14 protein-coding genes are annotated in these 22,158 nt (G+C 40.2%); 9 read left to right on the top strand and 5 right to left on the bottom strand.

From position 1 onward, the window contains the following. Positions 1 to 28: 28 nt before the first annotated feature. Positions 29 to 853: a peptidoglycan DD-metalloendopeptidase family protein gene (locus tag AN392_RS13895; protein ID WP_055013055.1), complete on the top strand. Its 825-nt coding sequence runs from the start codon at positions 29 to 31 to the stop codon at positions 851 to 853. 117 nt (positions 854 to 970) lie between these two features. After that, the gene (gene rpoS, locus AN392_RS13890) at positions 971 to 1,942 is read left to right on the top strand and encodes an RNA polymerase sigma factor RpoS (protein WP_054201960.1); all 972 of its coding nucleotides are present in this window, start codon (positions 971 to 973) and stop codon (positions 1,940 to 1,942) included. Between the two features lie 55 nt (positions 1,943 to 1,997). Here the strand turns inward: rpoS and mutS are convergent, their stop codons facing one another. Continuing rightward, entirely contained in the window at positions 1,998 to 4,583 is a 2,586-nt protein-coding gene (gene mutS, locus AN392_RS13885; protein WP_055013054.1) for a DNA mismatch repair protein MutS, read from the bottom strand. A gap of 21 nt (positions 4,584 to 4,604) precedes the next feature. Between mutS and AN392_RS13880 the strand changes: the two genes are divergently transcribed. Both AN392_RS13880 and recA read left to right on the top strand, forming a co-directional pair. Continuing rightward, positions 4,605 to 5,093: a CinA family protein gene (locus tag AN392_RS13880; protein WP_055013053.1), complete on the top strand. Its 489-nt coding sequence runs from the start codon at positions 4,605 to 4,607 to the stop codon at positions 5,091 to 5,093. 68 nt (positions 5,094 to 5,161) lie between these two features. Continuing rightward, positions 5,162 to 6,205, top strand: coding sequence for a recombinase RecA (gene recA / locus AN392_RS13875; RefSeq protein ID WP_008110343.1), 1,044 nt, complete (start codon positions 5,162 to 5,164; stop codon positions 6,203 to 6,205). 108 nt (positions 6,206 to 6,313) lie between these two features. Here the strand turns inward: recA and AN392_RS13870 are convergent, their stop codons facing one another. Both AN392_RS13870 and AN392_RS13865 read right to left on the bottom strand, forming a co-directional pair. Continuing rightward, complete coding sequence (locus tag AN392_RS13870) at positions 6,314 to 8,434, bottom strand: TonB-dependent siderophore receptor (RefSeq protein WP_055013052.1); 2,121 nt, start codon at positions 8,432 to 8,434, stop codon at positions 6,314 to 6,316. 202 nt (positions 8,435 to 8,636) lie between these two features. Next, positions 8,637 to 9,806, bottom strand: a complete 1,170-nt coding sequence (locus AN392_RS13865; protein ID WP_055013051.1) for a DcaP family trimeric outer membrane transporter — start codon at positions 9,804 to 9,806, stop codon at positions 8,637 to 8,639. A gap of 417 nt (positions 9,807 to 10,223) precedes the next feature. Between AN392_RS13865 and acs the strand changes: the two genes are divergently transcribed. The 3 genes from acs to AN392_RS13850 all read left to right on the top strand — a co-directional run bounded on the left by acs (position 10,224) and on the right by AN392_RS13850 (position 14,674). Beyond that, on the top strand, positions 10,224 to 12,164 hold the full coding sequence (acs, locus tag AN392_RS13860) for an acetate--CoA ligase (RefSeq protein WP_055013050.1): 1,941 nt from the start codon (positions 10,224 to 10,226) through the stop codon (positions 12,162 to 12,164). A gap of 92 nt (positions 12,165 to 12,256) precedes the next feature. Then, positions 12,257 to 12,907 (top strand): response regulator transcription factor, encoded by a 651-nt coding sequence (locus AN392_RS13855; RefSeq protein WP_008111545.1) that lies wholly within the window; start codon positions 12,257 to 12,259, stop codon positions 12,905 to 12,907. Between the two features lie 159 nt (positions 12,908 to 13,066). Then, a complete protein-coding gene (locus AN392_RS13850) occupies positions 13,067 to 14,674 on the top strand; it encodes an AbgT family transporter (protein WP_055013049.1) in 1,608 nt (535 codons plus the stop codon). Positions 14,675 to 15,209: 535 nt separating this feature from the next. On the opposite strand, the gene AN392_RS13845 is transcribed toward AN392_RS13850, so the two are convergent. Together AN392_RS13845 and purU are read right to left on the bottom strand one after the other, a co-directional pair. Next, a complete protein-coding gene (locus AN392_RS13845; protein ID WP_055013048.1) occupies positions 15,210 to 17,096 on the bottom strand; it encodes a hypothetical protein in 1,887 nt (628 codons plus the stop codon). Positions 17,097 to 17,577: 481 nt separating this feature from the next. Beyond that, entirely contained in the window at positions 17,578 to 18,408 is an 831-nt protein-coding gene (gene purU, locus AN392_RS13840; RefSeq protein WP_055013047.1) for a formyltetrahydrofolate deformylase, read from the bottom strand. A 406-nt stretch (positions 18,409 to 18,814) separates the two neighbouring features. Here purU and AN392_RS13835 point away from each other — a divergent pair, with 406 nt between their 5' ends. Both AN392_RS13835 and AN392_RS13830 read left to right on the top strand, forming a co-directional pair. Beyond that, positions 18,815 to 20,482: a methyl-accepting chemotaxis protein gene (locus AN392_RS13835; RefSeq protein ID WP_055013046.1), complete on the top strand. Its 1,668-nt coding sequence runs from the start codon at positions 18,815 to 18,817 to the stop codon at positions 20,480 to 20,482. Positions 20,483 to 20,705: 223 nt separating this feature from the next. Next, positions 20,706 to 22,058, top strand: a complete 1,353-nt coding sequence (locus AN392_RS13830; protein WP_054201776.1) for a magnesium transporter — start codon at positions 20,706 to 20,708, stop codon at positions 22,056 to 22,058. The last annotated feature ends 100 nt before the right edge of the window (positions 22,059 to 22,158 follow it).

Here is a 22,158-nt window from a genome sequence, read left to right as displayed (position 1 = left end):
ATGATATTAAAACAGAGGGCAAAACACATTGAATAAACAAATACGCTGTTATGTTGCTTTATTTATTAGTGTTTTGCTTTGTGCATGCTCGTCTCGCCATGTTCCCGCTCCTGTAAGTAGTTTAAATAATAATATTAATGACTATCCTTCACGGATTAATATTAACGGTGGTAAGTACACGGTACAAAAAGGCGATACACTTTATTCGATTGCTTTTAGTGCTGGAAAAGATTTCAGAGAACTTGCAAAAAATAATTCAATTCCATCACCTTACACTATTGTTCCTGGTCAGGTTGTATCCCTTTTAGAACCAAGCAGTTCAAGGGTTACACAAAAAAAGTATAAAAAGAAAGCTGTTAAAAAGCCATCTCATTTACAAAAAAGTAACAGAAAATTAAAGAAAGAGCTTGATAAGCCGAAAAAACGTAGGTATGTTCAAAAACAAGCTAACCAAAAAATTAGTCAGTCTCAAGGTTCTTCAACTAAAAAGTTGAGTTGGTTTTGGCCTGCTAAAGGTAAAATAACAAAACGCTTTTCTAACAAGGAAAATGGTTATAAAGGCCTACAGATTGCTAATAGAAAGGGTACTGCCGTACTCGCCGCTGCAAAAGGAACAGTAGTTTACGCGGGTAGTGCACTTAGAGGTTACGGTAATTTAATTATATTGAAACATAATGATGATTACCTAAGTGCTTATGCACATAACTCAACGTTACTTGTGAAAGAAAAGCAAATAGTGAAGGCGGGACAAAAAATAGCAGAAATTGGTAATTCAGAGTCTTCAGTAACGGCACTTCGTTTTGAAATTCGTTATCGAGGAAAAGCTGTTAACCCTGCTAAGTACCTACCCTGAACTGAAGGTGTTGATTGACTGTTCTGGAGAAGGCTCATGGCTAATACAGCAAAAGCTAATAAAACGACTACAGACCTTAATCATAAAGTTATTGATAGCTTGCTCAGGAGAAGTCTTATGGCTGATGTAGCAAAAGCTGAGAAAACCCCCACTGATGATAAGTTTGACGACTCTAAAATAGAGGAGACAACGAAGTTACTTGATGACGTGGAAGATGAAGATGTATTTGTAAAAGAAGAAGTCACTAAAAACCTCGACGCCACCCAATTATACTTAGGCGAGATTGGTTTTTCCCCTCTATTAAGTGCAGAAGAAGAAGTGTTTTTTGCACGAAAATCGCTTAAAGGCTGCGAAGCCTCCCGAAAACGCATGATCGAAAGTAACTTACGCTTAGTTGTGAAAATTGCGCGTAGGTACAACAATCGTGGGCTTGCTCTACTTGATTTAATTGAAGAAGGTAATCTAGGGCTGATCCGAGCTGTTGAAAAGTTTGATCCTGAACGGGGTTTTCGATTTTCTACTTATGCCACATGGTGGATACGCCAAACCATTGAACGGGCAATAATGAATCAAACCCGTACTATTCGTTTACCTATTCATGTAGTTAAAGAGCTTAACGTTTATTTACGTACAGCACGTGAGCTAACGCAAAAGCTTGATCATGAGCCAACCGCAGAAGAAATTGCAGAAAGCTTAGACAGACCGGTCGAAGATGTAACAAAAATGCTTCGCCTAAACGAAAAAATAGCGTCTGTAGATATGCCTATTGGTGGCGAGAATGACAGTGCATTGTTAGATGTGATTGCCGACGAAAAAAATGTAGGTCCTGAAGGTGAAGTGCAAAACAATGATATGAATACGCATATTATTGACTGGTTAGGTGAATTGAACCCTAAGCAGCGCGAAGTACTGGCACGTCGGTTTGGTTTACTCGGTTATGAGCCTTCAACGCTTGAAGATGTGGGCCGTGAAATTGGGTTAACCCGTGAGCGAGTTCGCCAAATACAGGTTGAGGCGCTACGTCGGTTAAAAGATATCTTGCAGCAAGAAGGATTAAGTACCGAAAGCTTATTTGAACAGTTCGCTTAATCTAAACACACAAAAAAATAAATACAGCCCGACCTTTTAGTCGGGCTGTTTGCGTTTAAAGCAGTGCTTTTAATTTATAAAGCAGTTCATGCGCCTGACGCGGTGATAGGTTATCGGGATCTATTGCGGTCATTTGTTGCTCAAGCTCACTAGGCTGAATTATTTGCGGTTCACTATCAAACGGTAAAACCTGTTGCTCTGTGGTGACTGTTGTGACACTTTGATGATTTTCAAGCAAGCTTAGCTTTTGTTTAGCTTGGGCAATAACCGCTTTAGGTACGCCAGCCAGAGCTGCCACTTGCAAACCAAAACTTTTACTTGCGGCACCATCTAATACCGTGTGCATAAAGGCAATGGTATCGTTGTGTTCAATGGCATCTAAGTGCACATTAACCAATCCAGGTGTTTGTTCTGCAAGCTCTGTGAGTTCAAAGTAATGGGTTGCGAACAGAGTTTTAGCTGCTATTTTTGAAGCAAGATGATCAGCTGTCGCGTATGCCAGTGATAAACCATCGTAAGTACTGGTTCCTCGGCCTATTTCATCCATTAATACCAATGATTGTGCGGTGGCATTATTTAAAATTGCCGCAGTTTCTGTCATTTCAACCATAAAGGTAGAGCGCCCAGATGCTAAGTCGTCACTGGCACCAATGCGGGTAAATATTCTATCGATATTACCAATTTTAGCGCTATCGGCAGGAACGTAACAGCCAATATGCGCCATGAGTACTATTAGTGCTGTTTGGCGCATGTAGGTAGATTTACCGCCCATGTTAGGGCCAGTAATTATCAGCATTTTACGCTGGCTATTGAGTTCTACAGGGTTGGCAATAAACGGGTCTTTCATTACTTGCTCAACCACAGGGTGGCGGCCTTGTTTGATGCTAATATTATCGTTATCGCAAAGCTCAGGCTTGGCATAATTAAGTGTTTGGGCACGCTCTGCTAAATTGTTAAGTACATCTAAATCGGCAATGACCGAAGCCATTATTTGTAGCTGCTCAATATGCGGAGCTATAAATTCAAATAACTGTTCGTATAGCTGCTTTTCCAGAGCCAGCGCTTTTGATTGGCTGCCGAGGACTTTATCTTCATGTTCTTTAAGTTCTGGAATTATATAACGTTCGTTATTTTTTAACGTTTGACGACGAATATAATCTGCAGGCACTAAGTGCGAGTTAGCGCGGCTCACTTCAATAAAAAAGCCATGCACTCTGTTATAACCAATTTTAAGTGTACTAATACCTGTGCGTTCACGTTCGCGCTGCTCTAGCTGTTCAAGCACATCGGTGGCACCTTGGCTTAAATTACGCCACTCATCAAGTTCGCTGTTATACCCTGGCGCAATAACACCGCCATCACGAATTAACACTGGTGGGTTATCAATCACTGCTCGCTCAAGTAGGGCTTGAAGCTCTGGGAGCTCTTTAGAATGGGCAATAATATGAGAAATACGCGCATCTGTGGCATCGTTTAATAAGCTATGCAGCGGTGCTAATGCTTGAAGTGCACTGCGAAGCCGTGTTAAATCACGTGGGCGAGCGGTATGTAATGCCAAACGAGCAATTACACGTTCTATATCACCAATATCTCTGAGAGCGTCATGCAGCTCACTGCATAATTGCACATCTAAAATAGCACTAATGGCATTTAGACGAGAATTTAACTCGTCTTTATTACGAATAGGGGTATGAATACGGCGCTTCAGTAATCGTGAGCCCATAGCTGTAGCTGTTTTATCAAGCACTTGAGCAAGGGTATTTTCAAAGCCACCTGATAGATTAACGGTAAGTTCAAGATTTTTGCGAGTTGGCGCATCCAAAATAACCGCATGTTCGTTATGCTCAAGGGTAATTGCACGAATGTGCGGTAATGCAATACGTTGGGTATCTTTTACGTACTGCATTAAACAGCCTGCCGCTACCAAGGCGCTATGTGCTTTATCGACACCAAAACCAACTAAATCTTTGGTACCAAACTGCTCACACAGTAAGTGTTGTGCGGTGTCTAGATCAAACTCCCAATCTGGGCGACGACGTGCTCCCTTAATATGTTCAATTAAATGAGTGTTTTCAAAGTGTTCACTATATAGTAATTCAGCAGGCGCTAAGCGTTGTAGGGTTGAGCTAAATGCTTCATCGGTACTAACTTCAACAACATTGAAGCGCCCAGAGTTGATATCAAGATACGCAACACCGTATTGACCTTTTTTATTTTGCCAAACACTGGTTAGTAAGTTGTCTTGGCGCTCTTGTAGTAAGGCTTCGTCAGAAATAGTACCTGGGGTTACAATACGCACTACTTTGCGTTCAACAGGGCCTTTGCTGGTGGCAGGGTCACCCACTTGTTCACAAATAGCCACCGACTCGCCCATTTGTACTAAACGGGCTAAGTAGTTTTCTACCGCATGATAAGGCACGCCCGCCATAGGAATAGGATCGCCCCCTGCTTTGCCACGGTGTGTTTGTGAAATATCAAGCAACTGCGCGGCGCGTTTTGCGTCATCAAAAAAGAGTTCGTAAAAATCCCCCATCCGATAAAACAATAAAATATCGCGATGCTCTGATTTTATTTTTAGATACTGCTGCATCATAGGGGTTTGTTGTTTTATAGTGTGCGGTGCATAAAGATCAAACGACATGTATTTACCCAAAGGCTGAATATGGAATTACATCAAGAGATTAAGACACTTGCTGCGCAATTAGGCGCTATTTTAACGGATAAACGCTTATGGATCACTACCGCTGAATCATGTACTGGTGGTGGAGTGAGTTATTCGCTTACCGATACCCCCGGAAGTTCAGCATATATTGACCGTGCATTTGTTACTTATAGCAATAACGCCAAGCAAGAATTACTCAATGTGAAGCATGCTACCCTCGAGCAATTTGGCGCAGTAAGCGAACAAACAGCCATTGAGATGGCTGCAGGTGCCTGTAAGGCAGCAAATGCTGATATTGGCATTGCTATTTCAGGAATTGCAGGTCCCGGTGGTGCCACTGAGGGCAAACCGGTAGGGCTCGTGTGGTTTGGGCTGCAAATTAACGGTAAACACTGGACGTTTGAACAAGTATTTAATGGTGACAGGGCGCAAGTTAGGCTGCAAGCTATTGTATTTTCTTTAAAAACTATAATAGAGAAGATAAAATAATAAAATTAGCTTGATACTGTGATTTCATACAGTATACTTGTCTGCATTAGCTGGATTTGGAGAAGAAAATGAACGATAACAAACAAAAAGCGTTGGACGCAGCTTTATCACAAATTGAACGTCAATTTGGTAAAGGCTCAATCATGAAATTGGGTGACAATAAAGCGTTAAACATTGACGCTGTATCAACAGGCTCGCTAGGTATTGATATTGCCTTAGGCATAGGCGGCTTGCCAATGGGGCGTATTGTTGAAGTATATGGCCCAGAGTCATCAGGTAAAACAACGCTAACATTGCAAGTTATCGCTGAAGCTCAAAAAGAAGGTAAAACCTGTGCCTTTGTTGATGCTGAGCATGCTCTTGATCCAATTTATGCACAAAAACTAGGTGTTAACATTGATGAGTTACTGGTATCTCAACCAGATACAGGTGAGCAAGCACTGGAAATTTGTGACATGTTAGTGCGTTCAAGCGCGGTTGATGTAGTGATTGTCGATTCGGTTGCAGCATTGACACCAAAAGCTGAGATTGAAGGCGACATGGGTGATTCACACATGGGCCTACAAGCACGTTTAATGTCGCAAGCATTACGTAAGCTTACAGGTAACATTAAGCGTTCAAACACACTATGTATTTTCATTAACCAAATCCGTATGAAAATTGGTGTAATGTTTGGTAACCCTGAAACAACAACTGGTGGTAATGCCCTGAAATTTTACGCCTCTGTACGTATTGATATTCGCCGTATTGGTTCGGTAAAAGAAGGCGATGAAGTTGTTGGTAATGAAACGCGCGTTAAAATTGTGAAAAACAAAGTTGCACCGCCGTTCAAACAAGCTGAATTTATCATTATGTATGGCGAAGGTATTTCTAAGCAGGGCGAGCTGATTGATTTAGGTGTTAAGCACAAAATTGTTGAAAAAGCGGGTGCTTGGTACAGTTACAATGGCAACAAAGTTGGCCAAGGTAAGTCTAATTCGATTAAGTTCCTTAAAGAAAATCCTGAAATTGCAGATGAAATTGAAGGTAAATTACGAGAGATGCTATTGCTAAAAGCAACGGTTGAGCCAGAAGATGGCGAAGACGTATTAGGTGATGAAGGCGACCTTTAAGCCCATTTGTTTTAAAGCTTGATTTGACCCGAGCTTAAAAAAAGCGCTAACCATTAGGTTAGCGCTTTTTTATTGTTTGCTATAAAGTGACTTAAAGCCTAGTTAGCTTTATAGCTGCCAGTTAACTGACAATGAGTAGTTACGCGGTGCCCCGTAGTAACCTTGCTCCCAATAAAGGCTGTTTATGTACTTTTCATCAGTACTGTTATTAACATTAAAGGTAACACCGACGTTTTGAGTAATTTCGTAGGTGGCCATTAAATCTAATAAGCCATAAGCATCTTGTTTTGTAGTTGCCAATGCGTTGCCTGCTGGATCTTTCACTTGCACACGGCTAATAGAATCTTGCCAGCGGTAATTAGCACCTAAGGTTAAACCATCAAAAAATGGCACTTGATAAGTGGCTGCCATTTTTAATTGGTTTTCTGGGGTGTAATCTTTAACGAGTTCATCACCATCAATACTTAAATTACTAAAGCTGATGCTGGCACTTAAATCATCAGTTAAGCGACCGCTTAATTCAATTTCGAAACCATCACTGTTAATACCATCTGCAGCGTAATAACGCGTATCGCTTGGAAGGGAGCCCGGAAGTGCAACAGCAAGTCCATCTTGCTTAGCATCAAAATAGGCCAGTGTTACAAATACTTGCTCATCTAAAAGTTGTGCTTTTAAACCAACTTCAGCACTTTTACCAATAACAGGAGCCAGTTGTTCAGCGTTAATGTCTAATTCTTTTTGCGGCACAAACGTTTCTGTGTAGCTAGCGTAAGCTGATAATGACTCGGTAAAATCGTACACAGTACCAATGTAAGGAATAACCTCTGAGTCATCGCGGGTTTGCACTACACTATAAGCAGTACCTTTAGTTTCCCAGTCGGTATAGCGTACGCCAGCCAAAATGCTTAATGGCTCTGCTAGTTTTATACGAGTTGAAACATAGGCCGATCTTTGTGTATTTTGTACATCACTGCCGTCAGGTTTATCAACCAGTGTTGCTTCTGGTGCTATCCCATCCCAAGTCGCTAAATCAGGCATCGCAGGGAAACCATTTCCTGTGCTGTAGTCATAAAGAGATTGGTCATTAAAGTCCATGTTTGCTTGGCTAATGCCGAATGATAAGTCGTGCTCTAAAGAAAATAGCTCAAACTTACCGCTGGCATATAAATCAAACAAATCTTGTGTGTCTTTGTAATCATAACGACTCGCATAGCCGGTTAAACCTAAACCAGTATCTTTATCTGGGGTACCATATACATAAAATAACTCAGAATTTTGTTCATTTTTTATATGGGCATAACGGGCTTTAGCAACCCAAGTCGCTGATAAGTTTTGCTCAAGTGTTACATAGATACGTTCAGCGCTATTATCCCAATACGACCAATCTGCAGCTGTACTAGTTGACTCATCATAATCAGTTGGTGAACCATCAGTGTAATAAAGCGGTAACGCGCCCCATAGAGGGCTATCGGCATCTTTTTGCTGGTTTACATAGTTAATGCTTAGTAGTGTATCGTCAGTTAGCTTACCCTCATAGGCAAGGTAGGCAATGGTCTTATCGGTTTCGTAACGGTCTAGGTACGACTCTTTATCTTGCTTAGTAAATACAGCACGAACAGCGTGTTCATCGTTAATCGGTGCGGAAACATCAATATCTACACGTTTGTTATTCCACGAACCATAAGAAGCCGATGCATTAGCTTGCGTTGTGTAGGTTGGCTTTTTTAGCACCATATTAATAGTCGCAGATGGGTTACCTGCACCGGTCATCATGCCATTGGCACCACGTACAATTTCAACGCGATCATAAATTGCAGTATCTAGTGTACCTTGAATTGAACCGGAATTTTGCGGTGTTCCTAAGCCATCAATTAAAAAGTTAGTTATTTCAAAACCACGCGCTTTAAAGTAAGTACGGTCAGTTTCTATTTGCTCTACTGTTACGCCAGGTGTGCTTTCTAATACTGCGTTAATATCATCAAGTGAAAAATCATCCATCAGCGCGCGTGAAACAACAGAAATTGACTGTGGGGTCTCTTTAATTGTTAGACCTAGCTTAGTCGCAGACTGTGCTTCTTCGGTGATATAGTTTTTATGATGTTGCCCATAAACGGCTATTTTTTCTAGAGGCAGGTTGTCTTGCGTGTCGTTTGCAACAGCATATCCAGATAAAACCAGTGAAGTAAGTAGACTCAGTTTAAATGCAGAGTTTTTATGTTTGTGCAGCATCTTGTTTCCCATAAGATTAAATTTGGTTGGTAATTTAATCTAAATGAGAGTGATTTGCAATTACGTTTGCGCGGTATTTTACACGTCTTTGACATTTTTTAAGTAAAGCGCATGGATTTGGTTAACTTGAGCTCTGGTTAAAAACAAAAAAAGCGGCCGAAGCCGCTCAGGAAGTAAATCAGTATTTTAATTGGTTAGGAAATTAAAACGCATACTTTACAGAAAATTGTAAACGATCTAGGTCGCCATCTACGCCACTTTCAAGCTCTCGTTCTGCATGTTTAAATTCCGCACCAAAGGTTAGACGTTTAACCGGTGAGTATAAAATATTTGCACTGTAGCTTTGGCTTGATTCTGTAGGATCGCCATACATTGCAAGTAGGTTTTCATCGTTATCAGCAGATAAGAACGAATATAGGAAAGTAGAGCGCCACTGGCTATTCCACTTATGTTGATATGCAATAAAACCTGATGTTGAATCAATCGCATCTAGGTCATCACCATTGAGAACCGCACCACGAGATACGTTTAGACCAACATAACGACCTAGTCCTTTACCTTGCGTAAGCATAAATTTTAGATTGTCTTGACCAAACTTCACCATACCCGATGCACTAACACCAAATGAGGTTTCATCGGCATCAACACCACCTACTTTGTAGGTCAGTTGACGAGCAAGGGCTGCTACTACAAAGTTACCCCAATCCGCTTTGTGAGTATAGCGTGCGGTAAAGTCAGGTAATGAGGCATCATCAGTCACTGCCATACCACCACCTGCTGTAGTAATTGTGCTTTCTGGATTTTCTAAAGAGAAAGACCATGCACCTGTAGTGTATTTAATTTGAGATTGACGAACGAACACTGTGCCTTCTGCTGGGCCAACAAAATCAAGCGCTTCTGGTAATGCACCAACGTTTTGAAAGTTTGACCATGTTTGACCAAATAACCAACCATCGTATGAAATAAATGCATGGCGAATACGCGGAGAATATGAATTAGACACACGCTCGTTGCCACCTGGGGCAGACGCTAAAAAGTCTAGTTCTATTTTAGTTTTAACCGTTTTACCGTTATCTAGTAAGGTAGCAGTTCCAAAATTGAAACGTGACTCACGAGCGTGCATATCAAATACTGCGTCTGAACTATCATCGCTACCAACTGTTAATGTACTTGGTACATAAAAGTCACGGCCAACACTGCTGCCTGCAGGAGCGCCTGCTGAATAGTCACTCCACATTGCGTCGAGTTTAATGTATCCACCATAGGTGAATTCTGTATCACCTATTTTTGCAGCTGTAGCAGCATAAGCTGTGCTAGAAAGTGCACATAGTACAGCAGTCGCTGCTAGTGTTTTAATTGGAGTAAATTTCATTGTTGCGTCCTTTTATAGGCTACTTGTTGTATGTTGTTTGCTTATGATATGCATTAATGTGTGTTACTTATATAGTACTAACAGATTGAATTTAATTATCTTTAATTTAATTTGTTAGTAAATACGAGTTATTAATAAACAATCAAGGTTTTTATATATTTAAGCTACTGTTGTATATGTACACAATTTACTCAATCAACTATTAGTCTATTAGACTAAGGTTTAATAATTATTGAAGGCTCATATACTTTTATTTAATAGTATGTTTTTTATGTAAATAAGGTGTAGCCATGAGGATTATAGATAAGATAATCGTTGTTTGAACCCAGATACAACTAATGTCTAATATTTAATAGTGCACTGCTGAGTAATCCTTGATGAAAAGCCTAAGGCAAGTAATATAAATTGGAGACTAATATGTCACAAAGTATCTATCCAGTTCCTGCGCAGATAAAAAACGCAGCGCTCGTCGATAATGAAAAATATAATACGATGTATAAACAGTCTATCGAAGACCCTGAAGGGTTTTGGGCTGAGCACGGTAAGCGTCTTGACTGGTTTACTCCATATTCAAAAGTAAAAAACACTTCATTTGACAAAGGCCATATCAATATTAAATGGTATGAAGATGGCTACCTGAATGCCTCTTATAACTGTATTGATCGTCACTTAAAAACAAAAGCGGATAAAGTAGCATTAATTTGGGAAGGTGATGATCCTTCACAAAGCGAAAATATCACCTACCAACAGCTACATGATGAAGTGGCAAAGTTTGCCAATGGTTTAAAAAAATTAGGTGTTAAAAAAGGTGACCGTGTAGCCATTTATATGCCAATGAGCCCGCAAGCTATATACGCAATGCAAGCTTGTGCCCGTATAGGTGCTATTCATTCAGTTATATTCGGTGGCTTTTCACCGTCAGCTATTGCGGATCGTATTAATGATTCGGGTGCTAAAGTGGTGATCACCTCAGATGAAGGCCGACGTGCAGGTAATTGTGTACCGCTAAAAGCCAATGTAGATGAAGCAGTATTACAAGATTCAGTCACCACCGTTGAGCATGTAGTGGTACATAAACTAACTTCAGGCGATGTTGATTGGCACGACCATGATATTTGGTGGCATGACTTAGTTGCAGACCAAGCGCCAGATTGCGAACCTGAACACATGAATGCTGAAGACCCGCTGTTTATTTTATACACCTCAGGTTCTACCGGTCAGCCCAAGGGGGTGGTACACACCACTGGTGGCTATTTAGTGTATTCATCTATGACCCACGAATACATTTTTGATTTAAAAGACGATGATATTTTTTGGTGTAGTGCTGATGTTGGCTGGATCACAGGTCACAGTTATATTGCTTATGGGCCGCTCGTTAATGGGTGTACACAAGTCGTATTTGAAGGCGTACCAACTTACCCAACTGCTGGTCGTATGAGCGAAGTGGTTGATAAACATAACGTGACAATTTTATACACAGCACCTACTGCCATTCGTGCATTGATGGCTAAAGGCGAAGAGCCGATTGCAAGCTCACATCGTGACAGCTTACGCATTTTAGGTTCTGTGGGGGAGCCGATCAATCCAGAAGCATGGACCTGGTACTATGAAAAAATTGGTAAGTCGAATTGTCCAATTGTAGATACTTGGTGGCAAACCGAAACCGGTGGCATCATGATTGCGCCATTACCAGGTGCAACCGATATGAAACCTGGCTCTGCAACACGTCCATTCTTTGGTATTGCACCTGCATTATTTGATGCTGAAGGTAATACATTGGAAGGTGCGGTTGATGGTAACCTTGTGATTTTAGATAGCTGGCCTTCACAAGCACGAACCGTTTATGGCGACCATGAGCGCTTTGAACAAACCTACTTTAGCGCTTATCCTGGTGTGTACTTTACTGGTGACGGTTGTCGTCGTGATGAAGACGGTGATTATTGGATCACAGGACGCGTTGATGACGTACTTAATGTGTCTGGGCACCGTTTAGGTACTGCGGAAATTGAAAGTGCGTTAGTTGCTCATGAAGCTGTAGCTGAAGCAGCAGTAGTAGGCTACCCGCATGATATTAAAGGCCAAGGTATTTACGTTTACATAACTCCTAACGAGGGTGTAACGGTGAGTGATGAGCTAACAAAAGAGATCCGTAATTGGGTACGTAAAGAGCTAAGCCCAATAGCATCACCAGATATGATTCAGTGGTCTCCAGGTTTACCAAAAACACGTTCTGGCAAAATTATGCGTCGTATTTTACGTAAAATCGCGGCAAATGAGCACCAACAGCTTGGTGATACCTCAACACTTGCGGATCCGTCAGTGGTTGATGAGCTAGTAGAAAATCGATTAAATCGTTAATTTCGCGTTAAAAGCTTGATTAGAAGTTGATTCTAAACGTAGTATATCGGCTGTTGTCTATTGGATAGCAGCCGAATTTTTGGGAGTGAACAATGAGTCAGTTTTTAATAGCGGACGATCATCCGTTATTTCGTGAAGCACTAAAGGGCGCTTTGAGTGCAAAGTTTGCAGGTTTAGAAGTATTTGAATCAGCGGATTTTGATAGCACATTGCAGGTGTTAAGCGAACAAGAAGATCTTGATATATTACTACTAGATTTACACATGCCAGGTAACGGTGACTTATACGGCTTGATCCGTATACGTGAAGATTACCCAAGCTTACCTATTGCGGTGGTTTCGGGTAGTGAAGATGTAAATATTGTTTCGAAAGTTATGGGTTATGGGGCAATGGGGTTTATTCCTAAGTCATCATCATCTGACGATATTGCCAACGCAATTAACCAAATACTCGAAGGCGATACTTGGCTGCCAACCGAACTAAAAAGTAAAGTGGCTGAAATAGAAGGCGCAGATAGAGAAATTGCTGCACAAGTAGCATCACTTACTCCACAGCAATACCGCGTATTACAATATTTGCACGAAGGGTTACTGAATAAACAAATTGCGTACGAACTTCACATTTCAGAAGCCACAGTCAAAGCTCACATCACTGCCATATTTAGAAAACTCGGTGTTTATAATCGAACTCAAGCTGTTTTAATTGCTGCAAAACTACAACTAGAACCGATAGAGCAAGCTTAAGCAGACTAAATAAGAGGCGAGAGCCTCTTTTTTGTAACCCCATCACAATAAAACCCATCAGTTAATTACCATGACATAACAAGTCATTCATCTTTATTACATGACCTGCTCAGAAAATAATGCTAGGTTACGGGCATTTTGTAATTAAGAGAGCATGGTATGTCAGACTCAATGGACTCACCACACACATCCCAAGATGAAAATCAGGCCGCAAAGGGCGGTTGGTTTAATCGATTTTTAGCCACGGTAGAATTTTTAGGGAATATGCTTCCCCACCCAATTACCTTATTCGCGCTGTTTTGTATTGCCATTATTTTATTTAGTGGCGTTGCTGATTGGTTTGGACTTAGTGCTATCGATCCTCGCCCTGAGGGCTCTGCTGGGCGCGATCCAGATGGTGTAATTGAAGTCGTTAGCTTACTCAGTGCCGAGGGCTTACAGCGTATTGTAACGGGATTGGTAACTAACTTTACCAGCTTTGCCCCATTAGGTACGGTGTTAGTGGCGCTATTAGGTGTAAGTGTTGCTGAACATTCTGGGCTATTGTCTGCGGCAATGCGTGGCATGGTTATGGGTGCATCTAAACGCTTAGTTACCTTTATGGTGGTATTCGCTGCTATTTTATCAAACACAGCATCTGAGCTGGGTTATGTCGTATTGATCCCTCTAGCGGCAATGATATTTCATAGTTTAGGTCGTCATCCGCTTGCAGGCCTTGCTGCAGCGTTTGCTGGTGTATCGGGTGGCTATAGCGCTAACTTATTACTTGGCACTATCGATCCGTTATTAGCGGGTATTACGACGCCTGCAGCACAAATGATTGATCCAACTTACCAAGTAGGCGCTGAAGCAAACTGGTATTTTATGATGATTTCAGTATTGCTAATTGCTGTTTTAGGTACACTTGTTACTGAGAAAATTGTTGAGCCACGTTTAGGTAAATATAACCCAGATGAAGCCAGTGAAGATTTAGCTCAAAATAATATTGCCGGTTTAACTGACAAAGAAAAATCAGGTTTAAAATGGGCTGGAGTTTCATTACTTGTTGTTTCGTTGTTGCTCGCTTGGACGATTGTTCCAGCAGACGGTATTTTACGTAACCCTGAAACAGGTCTAGTTGCTCACTCGCCGTTTTTAAAAGGGATTGTTGTTTTTATTTTTGTCACCTTTGGTATTCCGGGTTTTGTGTATGGTCGCGTGGTTGGCACCATGAAAAATGATAAAGACGTGATAAATGCCATGAGCAAAAGTATGAGCTCTATGGGCATGTACATTGTATTAGTGTTTTTTGCTGCGCAGTTTGTGGCATTTTTTAAATGGACTAACTTAGGCACCATTTTAGCGATTAACGGTGCCGCGTTACTACAAGCTCTTAGCTTAACTGGACCGGAAGTATTTGTACTGTTTATTTTGATGTGTGCTTTAGTTAACTTAACTCTAGGCTCATCGTCAGCGCAGTGGGCAGTAACAGCGCCTATCTTTGTTCCTATGCTTATGCTCATAGGTTATGCACCCGAGACAATTCAAGCGGCTTATCGTATTGGTGATTCAGTAACTAACTTAATTACCCCGATGATGAGTTACTTTGGTTTAATTCTTGCGGTTGCCACTAAATACAAAAAAGACATGGGAATAGGTACTTTGGTAGCCACTATGTTGCCATACAGCTTAATCTTCTTTGTTGGCTGGGTGGTACTGTTTTACTTATGGGTATTTGTTTTAGGTATGCCAGTAGGCCCTGGGGCACCAACGTATTACACACCCTAGTTAAGTAAGGTTTATTATTTACTTATAAAAATGCCAGCTTATTAGCTGGCATTTTTAATAGCTATATTAAGCTAATTATGAAAATACGACGGTTTTATTGCCATTAATAAACAGCTAGAGTATTACCAAGTTGGTTTAATAACATGCCGCCTAAACAGAGGCTTCTTTTGGAGCTAATAATACAACTTTGGTTTTTTCTTCGCCGTGCAGTACCACTTTTGCAATCCTTCGCAAAGTTATAATAAAAAATCGCTGCGGGATTAGCCTGTGAGTTCTGCTCTCATAAAAGGCGTTGTGCATCTTTATCAACAAGGCCTAATAATATCTAAATTATGCTGATTACAGAGTTTGGTAATTTTGGCTAAGCCTATATCGTCTGCGTATTAGTTGGTTAGTGCATTACTTATTTTCCTCATTTCCCTTCCTGTCTTTACTGCGCTTGCAGGGGGGAAATTACATTTACATCAATGTGTAGAGAGGGGGATTTTAGTGTGGAAAGATGCCACCTAATAATAAGGTGGCATATATAGATAAGCTAGGTTTTTGGCTCAGACGCTAAATCGTCTTCCTGACGTAAAAAACCAGCGGCTTCCTCATCATCTTTGGTTAAAGCTGGCTGCATAGGCATAGCCCGTGTTTGCTGGTTTAACTGGTGCAGTTGAGATGCATTGCCTAAATCGCGTTCGCTAGTGATAGAGGCAATTGATTCTCGATCTTTCAAAAATGCTATTACATCTTTTTTGATTGCTTGTAATTGACCTTCATCTTTATGCATTTCCATAATATGTCGAGGATGCTCGAGGTTTTTCATGCCTGTAGCTGCAAAGGTTGTAGAAACAATGCGCGAAACAATCACCCAAGGCGTTATGCTGCTACGTACCAAGGTATTTTCCGAGCGTGTGCTATCATGAATACCGGTGCCCGTTGATATTTTTGACTCAGTAAATGTGCCCTCGCACTTGAAATACACGAGTAAAGATTCAAATTGCATTTCAGCAAAAAATAAATGGGCACTATTGCTCAGCAGCTGAGCAAATGCTTTAACTAATATGCCGATAAGTAATAAATGAACACTTGCCATTAACAGCTCGCTAAACTCAATAATATTTTTATTATTAAAGGCTTGTTCAATACTATTTATATTAGCAGCGTCAATGTAGTGGTAAATATTAATAAAAGAGTAAGCAAGCAACACAGTAAAGGTAAGCGCTACAATGTAGAGTAAGTTACCACTAATTAACGCAACTAAACGAGAAAGGTTAAAGTGCTTACCTAAATCCATTGTGTGTAGTTTAGGCTGAATCTCTTGAATCATTTCGCCTTTAAACCCACCTTTTCCTTCAATTTGCTCTTGTAGTTTAGGATCTAGCTCACGATAAACCCTATTAGGTACTTCTTTATAACGACGATTAGCCATTACTAAGTTATCAAGATTTATAAAAATTTCATCTGGATGAACAGACTCTTGCCAGTTTTCTCGTAGTTCTGATACTTCAGCGCTTGGTGTCACTTCGTTTAAACGCGCTTTAATCATCACAAAAACAAGTGCACAACTAAGTGCAGCTAAAATAATAATGGCAGTTAAATAGAGGCCCGCGTTAAGGTTGGGTAATTGCTCAAGCCAATTGTCTATTTGTTGTTTGCTTATGCGCTGTTCTTGCATTATCCACGACATAGACAGGCCTATAGCAATGGGCAATATAAAGGATAAAGAAATGATTTTAGCAAGAGCACCAGTACCTAAGGCTTCAATATTTCTCTCTGCATTACGTGAAATAGGTTTGCCAGAAGAGCGCCAAGAAAACAGCACATAAAACATTAATATGGCACTATATATTGGAAAAGCTAGTTCGCCAGCTTCACCGGTAAAACCAGACAGTGACACAAAGGCGACCAATGCGTAAGCGATAAGAGCAACCAGTGTGCTTATCCATGAGCCAAATAAACGTTGGGCAACATTACGTATTGGGTAGGGTAAAAATAATAGTTTTGGTACTAAACTATGTAGCAAACGCGATAAAAAGCCATTCGGTTCTTTAAAAGTACTGTTTTTGCGACCAACAAGCATTTCTTCTAATGTTTGCGCAGTGTAGGCTACCTCGTTTTTTTCTTCTTGTGCAGTTGAGGTTTGCGACTTGCTAAAATTAAACGCCAGCGATGTTGGGTGGTTTCTACCTACGAAGTACTTAAGCGTTGCATAAATACCACCCGATAAAGTCCGAATGCCTAGGGCGAGTATTAACATGCCAAATATCATTAAGATCCAACCTGCTGTTGCATCTTCTTTTACAGAGCTAGACGCGATAACAAGCAAGCTGACGCCAACAACAGATTCAATAAGCCCTCTTATTGCTTTTACTTTACCTTCCAGTTTGAAAGGGTTTTTTAGTCCAAGATCGATTGATCCGTAATCAAAAGCCATCAAATGCTCCTTATAAATAGTAAACCCTAAAAAGGGAATATCAGCATAGCTAAAATAATGCATGCATTAAGACATTATTGCTTAATTTCTGATTATATATCAATAATATTGTTCAGCTTAAGGTTACTTGAATATGATAAGTTAAATCTCTTAAAAGTTGTTATTGCTTAAAAGGGAGTGTAGTAAATAACCTGATATTTCAGCTAACCCATAAAGTGAATGGTTTGGCCAAGCCAAGAGGAAAATTGCATATTTTGGCCGTGGAAGTTGATAGTAAAGGTCGAGGAAAATAATGATATAAATCTAACAAAAGGCTCTATTTTCGGTTCTATTAGGTTGAATTTACTTGCAATAGAAAACAGCTGATACGTAAATTTACTTTGTTTTAATAAAGTCTCTTAATCAATGTTCAGGTTTAGTTATATTGGATAAACAAATGCCAGCTTATTAGCTGGCATTTTTAATAGCTATATAAAGCTAATTATGAAAATACGACGGTTTTATTGCCATTAATAAACAGCTTATGCTCTGATGCTAGTTGCAGTGCTTTACAAAACACCGTTTTCTCCACATCTTTACCCATTTTAGCCATCATCTCAGCTGTATTCGCATGGGTCACACTCGACACGTCTTGTAAAATAATCGGGCCTTCGTCTAGCTCATTATTAACAAAGTGAGCCGTGGCACCAATAATTTTGACACCACGTTCAAATGCCTGGTGATATGGTTTTGCACCAATAAAAGCAGGTAAAAATGAGTGATGAATATTAATTATTTTACCCTCAAAACGACCCACAAATTCAGGGCTTAAAATACGCATGTATTTAGCTAGGCCAATAATGTCAGGGTTATAGCTGGCAATTAAGTCACCGACTTTTTCGTCGTGCTCACTGCGCGTAAGTCCTTCATGAGAAACCACATGAAAAGGAATATTAAACCCTTCCACTAGAGGCTCTAGAGTAGGGTAGTTAGCGATAACGGCGAGTATCTCTATGTTTAGAGCTTGTTCAAATTGCTTAAGTAACATGCCGCCTAAGCAATGAGCTTCTTTTGTGGCTAATAGTACCACTTTGGTTTTTTCTTCACCGTGCAGTGCCACTTTTGCGCCAGCTGGTAATACGTCGCGCAGTTGTGACAAAAACTCAGCATGTGGTTCGCCCGTAAGCTCTGTGCGCATAAAAAAGCGTTGTGCATCTTTATCAACAAATTCGTTATTACGAATAATATTTAAATTATGCTGATTACACAGTCCGGTAATTTTGGCGATTAAGCCTATATCGTCTGCGCATTGGGTGGTTAGTATATAACTCATTTTCCTCATTCTTACCCAGTGGTTAGTTGCTTCATTATTTGTGTTTTAACTCAGAAAGCAAGACCTTTGTGTGATAGCCAATGTTTAATTTTAATTTACGCTAAGATAGCGTTAGTAAGGTTAATTTAGCTTTAAGTAAGTTTAACAAATTGTGTTCTAGTAAGGATTTAAAACAAGGAACCAAATCAGTTGTTTATTACTATATTTATACTATTGTCTAGTTAAAAAGTTGTTTTTAGTGTGTTTTACTAGCATACGAGTATATTAAATTGCGAATTAACTCTGTTTGTGCTTAATTTGTATACAAGTGTGGCGCTATTGTAAGTAATATAAACAATGGAAACTTAGCTGCTAAGCGGCTGAAAAATAAAAAGCTTAATGGCTTATAATGTTAATTGGAGAAATAATGGGTAATTTAAGCTTAAAAAACAAGTTGCTACTGTTGGCTGTTTTACCATTGATAGTATTACTAATCAGTTTTATGGCGGGCTCTTATTATTTAGAGAAGCAGAATCAACAGCAAAACTTTAATGAGTTCAAAACTAAATTAATTGCTGATAAACAAACCTTGCTAAGAACAGAAATAGAAATCGGCTCTAAAGTAGTGCAATACCAATTAGCACAAGGAAATGAACAAGACGCTAAAAATGCGTTGCGAGATTTAACCTTTGGCGAAGATGGTTACTACTTTATTTATGATACCGATGGTATTAGTGTTTTTCATGCATTACTGGGTGATGCAATAGAAGGTCAAAATAAAATAGGGATGACCGACCCAAACGGTAAAAAAATAGTGGTTGGCTTACTTGAGCAAGCGCGTAAAGGCGGTGGCTCGTTTACCTATCATTTTCAAAAGCCCAACACCACCGGCTTAGTCGAAAAAATTGGTTATGCTGCAATGATCCCAGGTACCAATTGGATGATAGGCACTGGCACGTATATGGATGATATTGAAGCTGAGCTGGTAAAGTATCAAGCAACTATGGAGCGCCATTTAAGCGAAAAAATGACCACTTTGGTTTTAATATCACTTCTGCTTCTTGGTTTAGCAGCAGCCGGTGCGTTGTATGCTTCTAATAATATGCTAAAACCGATTAAACGTATGGTGCAAAGCTTAGATGATATTGCTAAAGGGGAGGGGGATTTAACCCGACGCTTAGAAATAGATACTCATGATGAAATTGGTCAGTTAGGTGAATCTTTCAATGTATTTGTGAGCAAGCTACACAGCATTATTGCCGGTGTGGTTGATGTAACAAGTGACGTTAAAACAGCCTCTTCAGATATTAATACGCAAACATTACTCATAGAAGACAAGTTATTAAAGCATAACCATGAAACCGATTTAGTGGCAACAGCGATTACCGAAATGTCAGCAACCTCGCATGAAGTTGCGCAAAATACCACACAAGTTGCAGTATCAACGCAGGCGGCAACAAAAGAAGTGGCTAACGCGCAAGATTGTGTGGATGTTTCACTGAGCGAAGTATCAAACTTAATGGGCGAAATTAATCAAGCAGCAGAGCAGGTTAACTCGTTAAGTGAGCAATCTAAAAAAATTAACAGCGTATTGAGTGTAATTGGTGGCATTGCTGAACAAACAAACTTATTGGCATTAAATGCGGCAATTGAAGCGGCACGCGCAGGTGAGCAAGGTCGTGGTTTTGCGGTGGTGGCTGATGAAGTTAGAAGCTTAGCGAGCAGAACCCAAGATAGCACATTAGAAATTAACGAAATGCTAAGCGAGTTACATAATTTAGTAACGGCAGCTGTTGATGCTATGCATGCGAGTCAACAAAGCTGTAATCGTTCAGTTGAGTCTTCTCGCGCTATTTCTGAAAGCTTAGGTGCGGTAACCACGTCCGTGACCACCATTAATGATATGAGCACACAAATTGCTACAGCGGCAACAGAGCAAAGCAGTGTGACAGAAGAAATAAACCGTAACGTGTATGCGATTCAAGAAATAGTTAATGAGTTAACACAGTCGAGTAAAACCACTTCTTCAGTAAGTCAGCAGCTAGCAGGGCGAGGTGAAAACTTGGGTGACCTAGTAGGACAATTTAAAATATAGATAGCGTGATTTAAATTGCTAACTACGCTAAGCCGTAACATTATTTGTTACGGCTTTTTTATTGGTTGGCGCTGAGTGGGTGATAGCGGCTATAAATATCTAACGACACAGAGATTTTTTAATATTTTTATTCGTCTCTAATGTACACTATTAGCTATTCTTATTAATAAGTGCTTACTTATTACAGTAAATTTATAGTGAAAGACTATTTTAGGGTTTTGAAATGATAGAGTATCCGGTTGATCAGTTACCACAACTCATAAACGACTTATTGCAGTGTGATACCACAGAGCGCAAAAATAAATTACTTATAGATGCTCAGCAAACCTTATCAACCGAACACTTATCTTTGTTGTTTGAAGCTATTCCTAAAGAGCAACGCCTTGAAATTTGGCATTTATTAGATGAAGACACGCAACACGAAATTTTCGTTAATTTAAGTGAAGATAGCTGTTTGTGGTTATTGCAGACTCTAGATGACAGCGACGGTTTTAAATTATTAGACGAAGTTAATGTTGAAGAGCTGCTTGAATTAGAAGAAGTTATTCCACAACGTTTCATTGATTATGCAAAAAAGCAGCTAGATGAAGCACAAACCAAACAATACGAGCTGGCGCAACAATATACACCTGAGCAGTTAGGTCACTGGATTGGCTTTGACTTTTTAAAGGTGTCTGACAAGCTCACTGCTGGTGGCGCTAAAAAGCTGCTACATAAAGGGTTACCGCAGTACAGCGAAGTGATTTATTTAGTGAGCCGTAAAGGTAGCTTAATCGGCGAAGTGGCAGTTAATGACCTAATAAAAGCAAATGATAACGAGAGCTTAATGACTCTTGCTAATCATGACTTTACCTCATTGCACGCAGACCATGATTTATATGAAGCCGCAGAAGTGGTTATTCACAGCGAGCAAATGGCTATGCCTGTGGTTAATGCCGATAACAAACTAATAGGACGTTTAACCATTGCATCGGCTTACGAGTTACGTCAAGAAATTGCTGACGAAGCCACAGCAAAAGCCGGTGGTTTACGTGAAGACGAAGACCTATTTGCCAGTGTTCGCAAAAGTGCTAAAAACCGTGGTATTTGGTTAGGTATCAACTTAGCAACCGCATTTTTAGCCTCATGGTTTATAGGCTTATTTGGCGCCACCATAGAACAAGTGGTGGCACTTGCGGTATTAATGCCTGTAGTAGCCTCTATGGGCGGAATAGCGGGTAGTCAAACCTTAACAGTTATAGTGCGCGGTCTTGCGCTTGGTCAAGTTACCGACTCAAACCGTAACGCTCTACTTAAAAAAGAGCTGCGTGTAGGGGCGGTAAATGGCTTGGTATGGGCTTTAGTGATTGGTTTGCTAACTTACCTGTGGTTTAACGATATAATGCTTAGTATAACCATTACCGTGGCAATACTGCTGAATTTAGTGGCTGCATCGTTGGCGGGCGTAGTGATCCCGTCTATTTTAGATAAAATGAAAATTGACCCTGCATTATCAGGCTCAGTTATTTTAACCACAGTAACTGATATTGTCGGCTTTGTGACCTTTTTAGGGTTAGGTAGTTTATTGTTACTTTAGGGTCTGTTGATCTTTCAAGGTTAAATTTGCAGCAGTCTGTTTGGTATTTAGGCAAGGCAGCGCCTATGTGGTGTGGTTATTCCCCATAAATAGGCGATAA

The sequence above is a fragment of the Pseudoalteromonas sp. P1-16-1b genome (assembly GCF_001401785.1).
GTDB lineage: Bacteria > Pseudomonadota > Gammaproteobacteria > Enterobacterales > Alteromonadaceae > Pseudoalteromonas > Pseudoalteromonas undina.
Note: the sequence above shows the minus strand (reverse complement) of the source record. Positions and strands in the feature narration are given on the sequence as shown.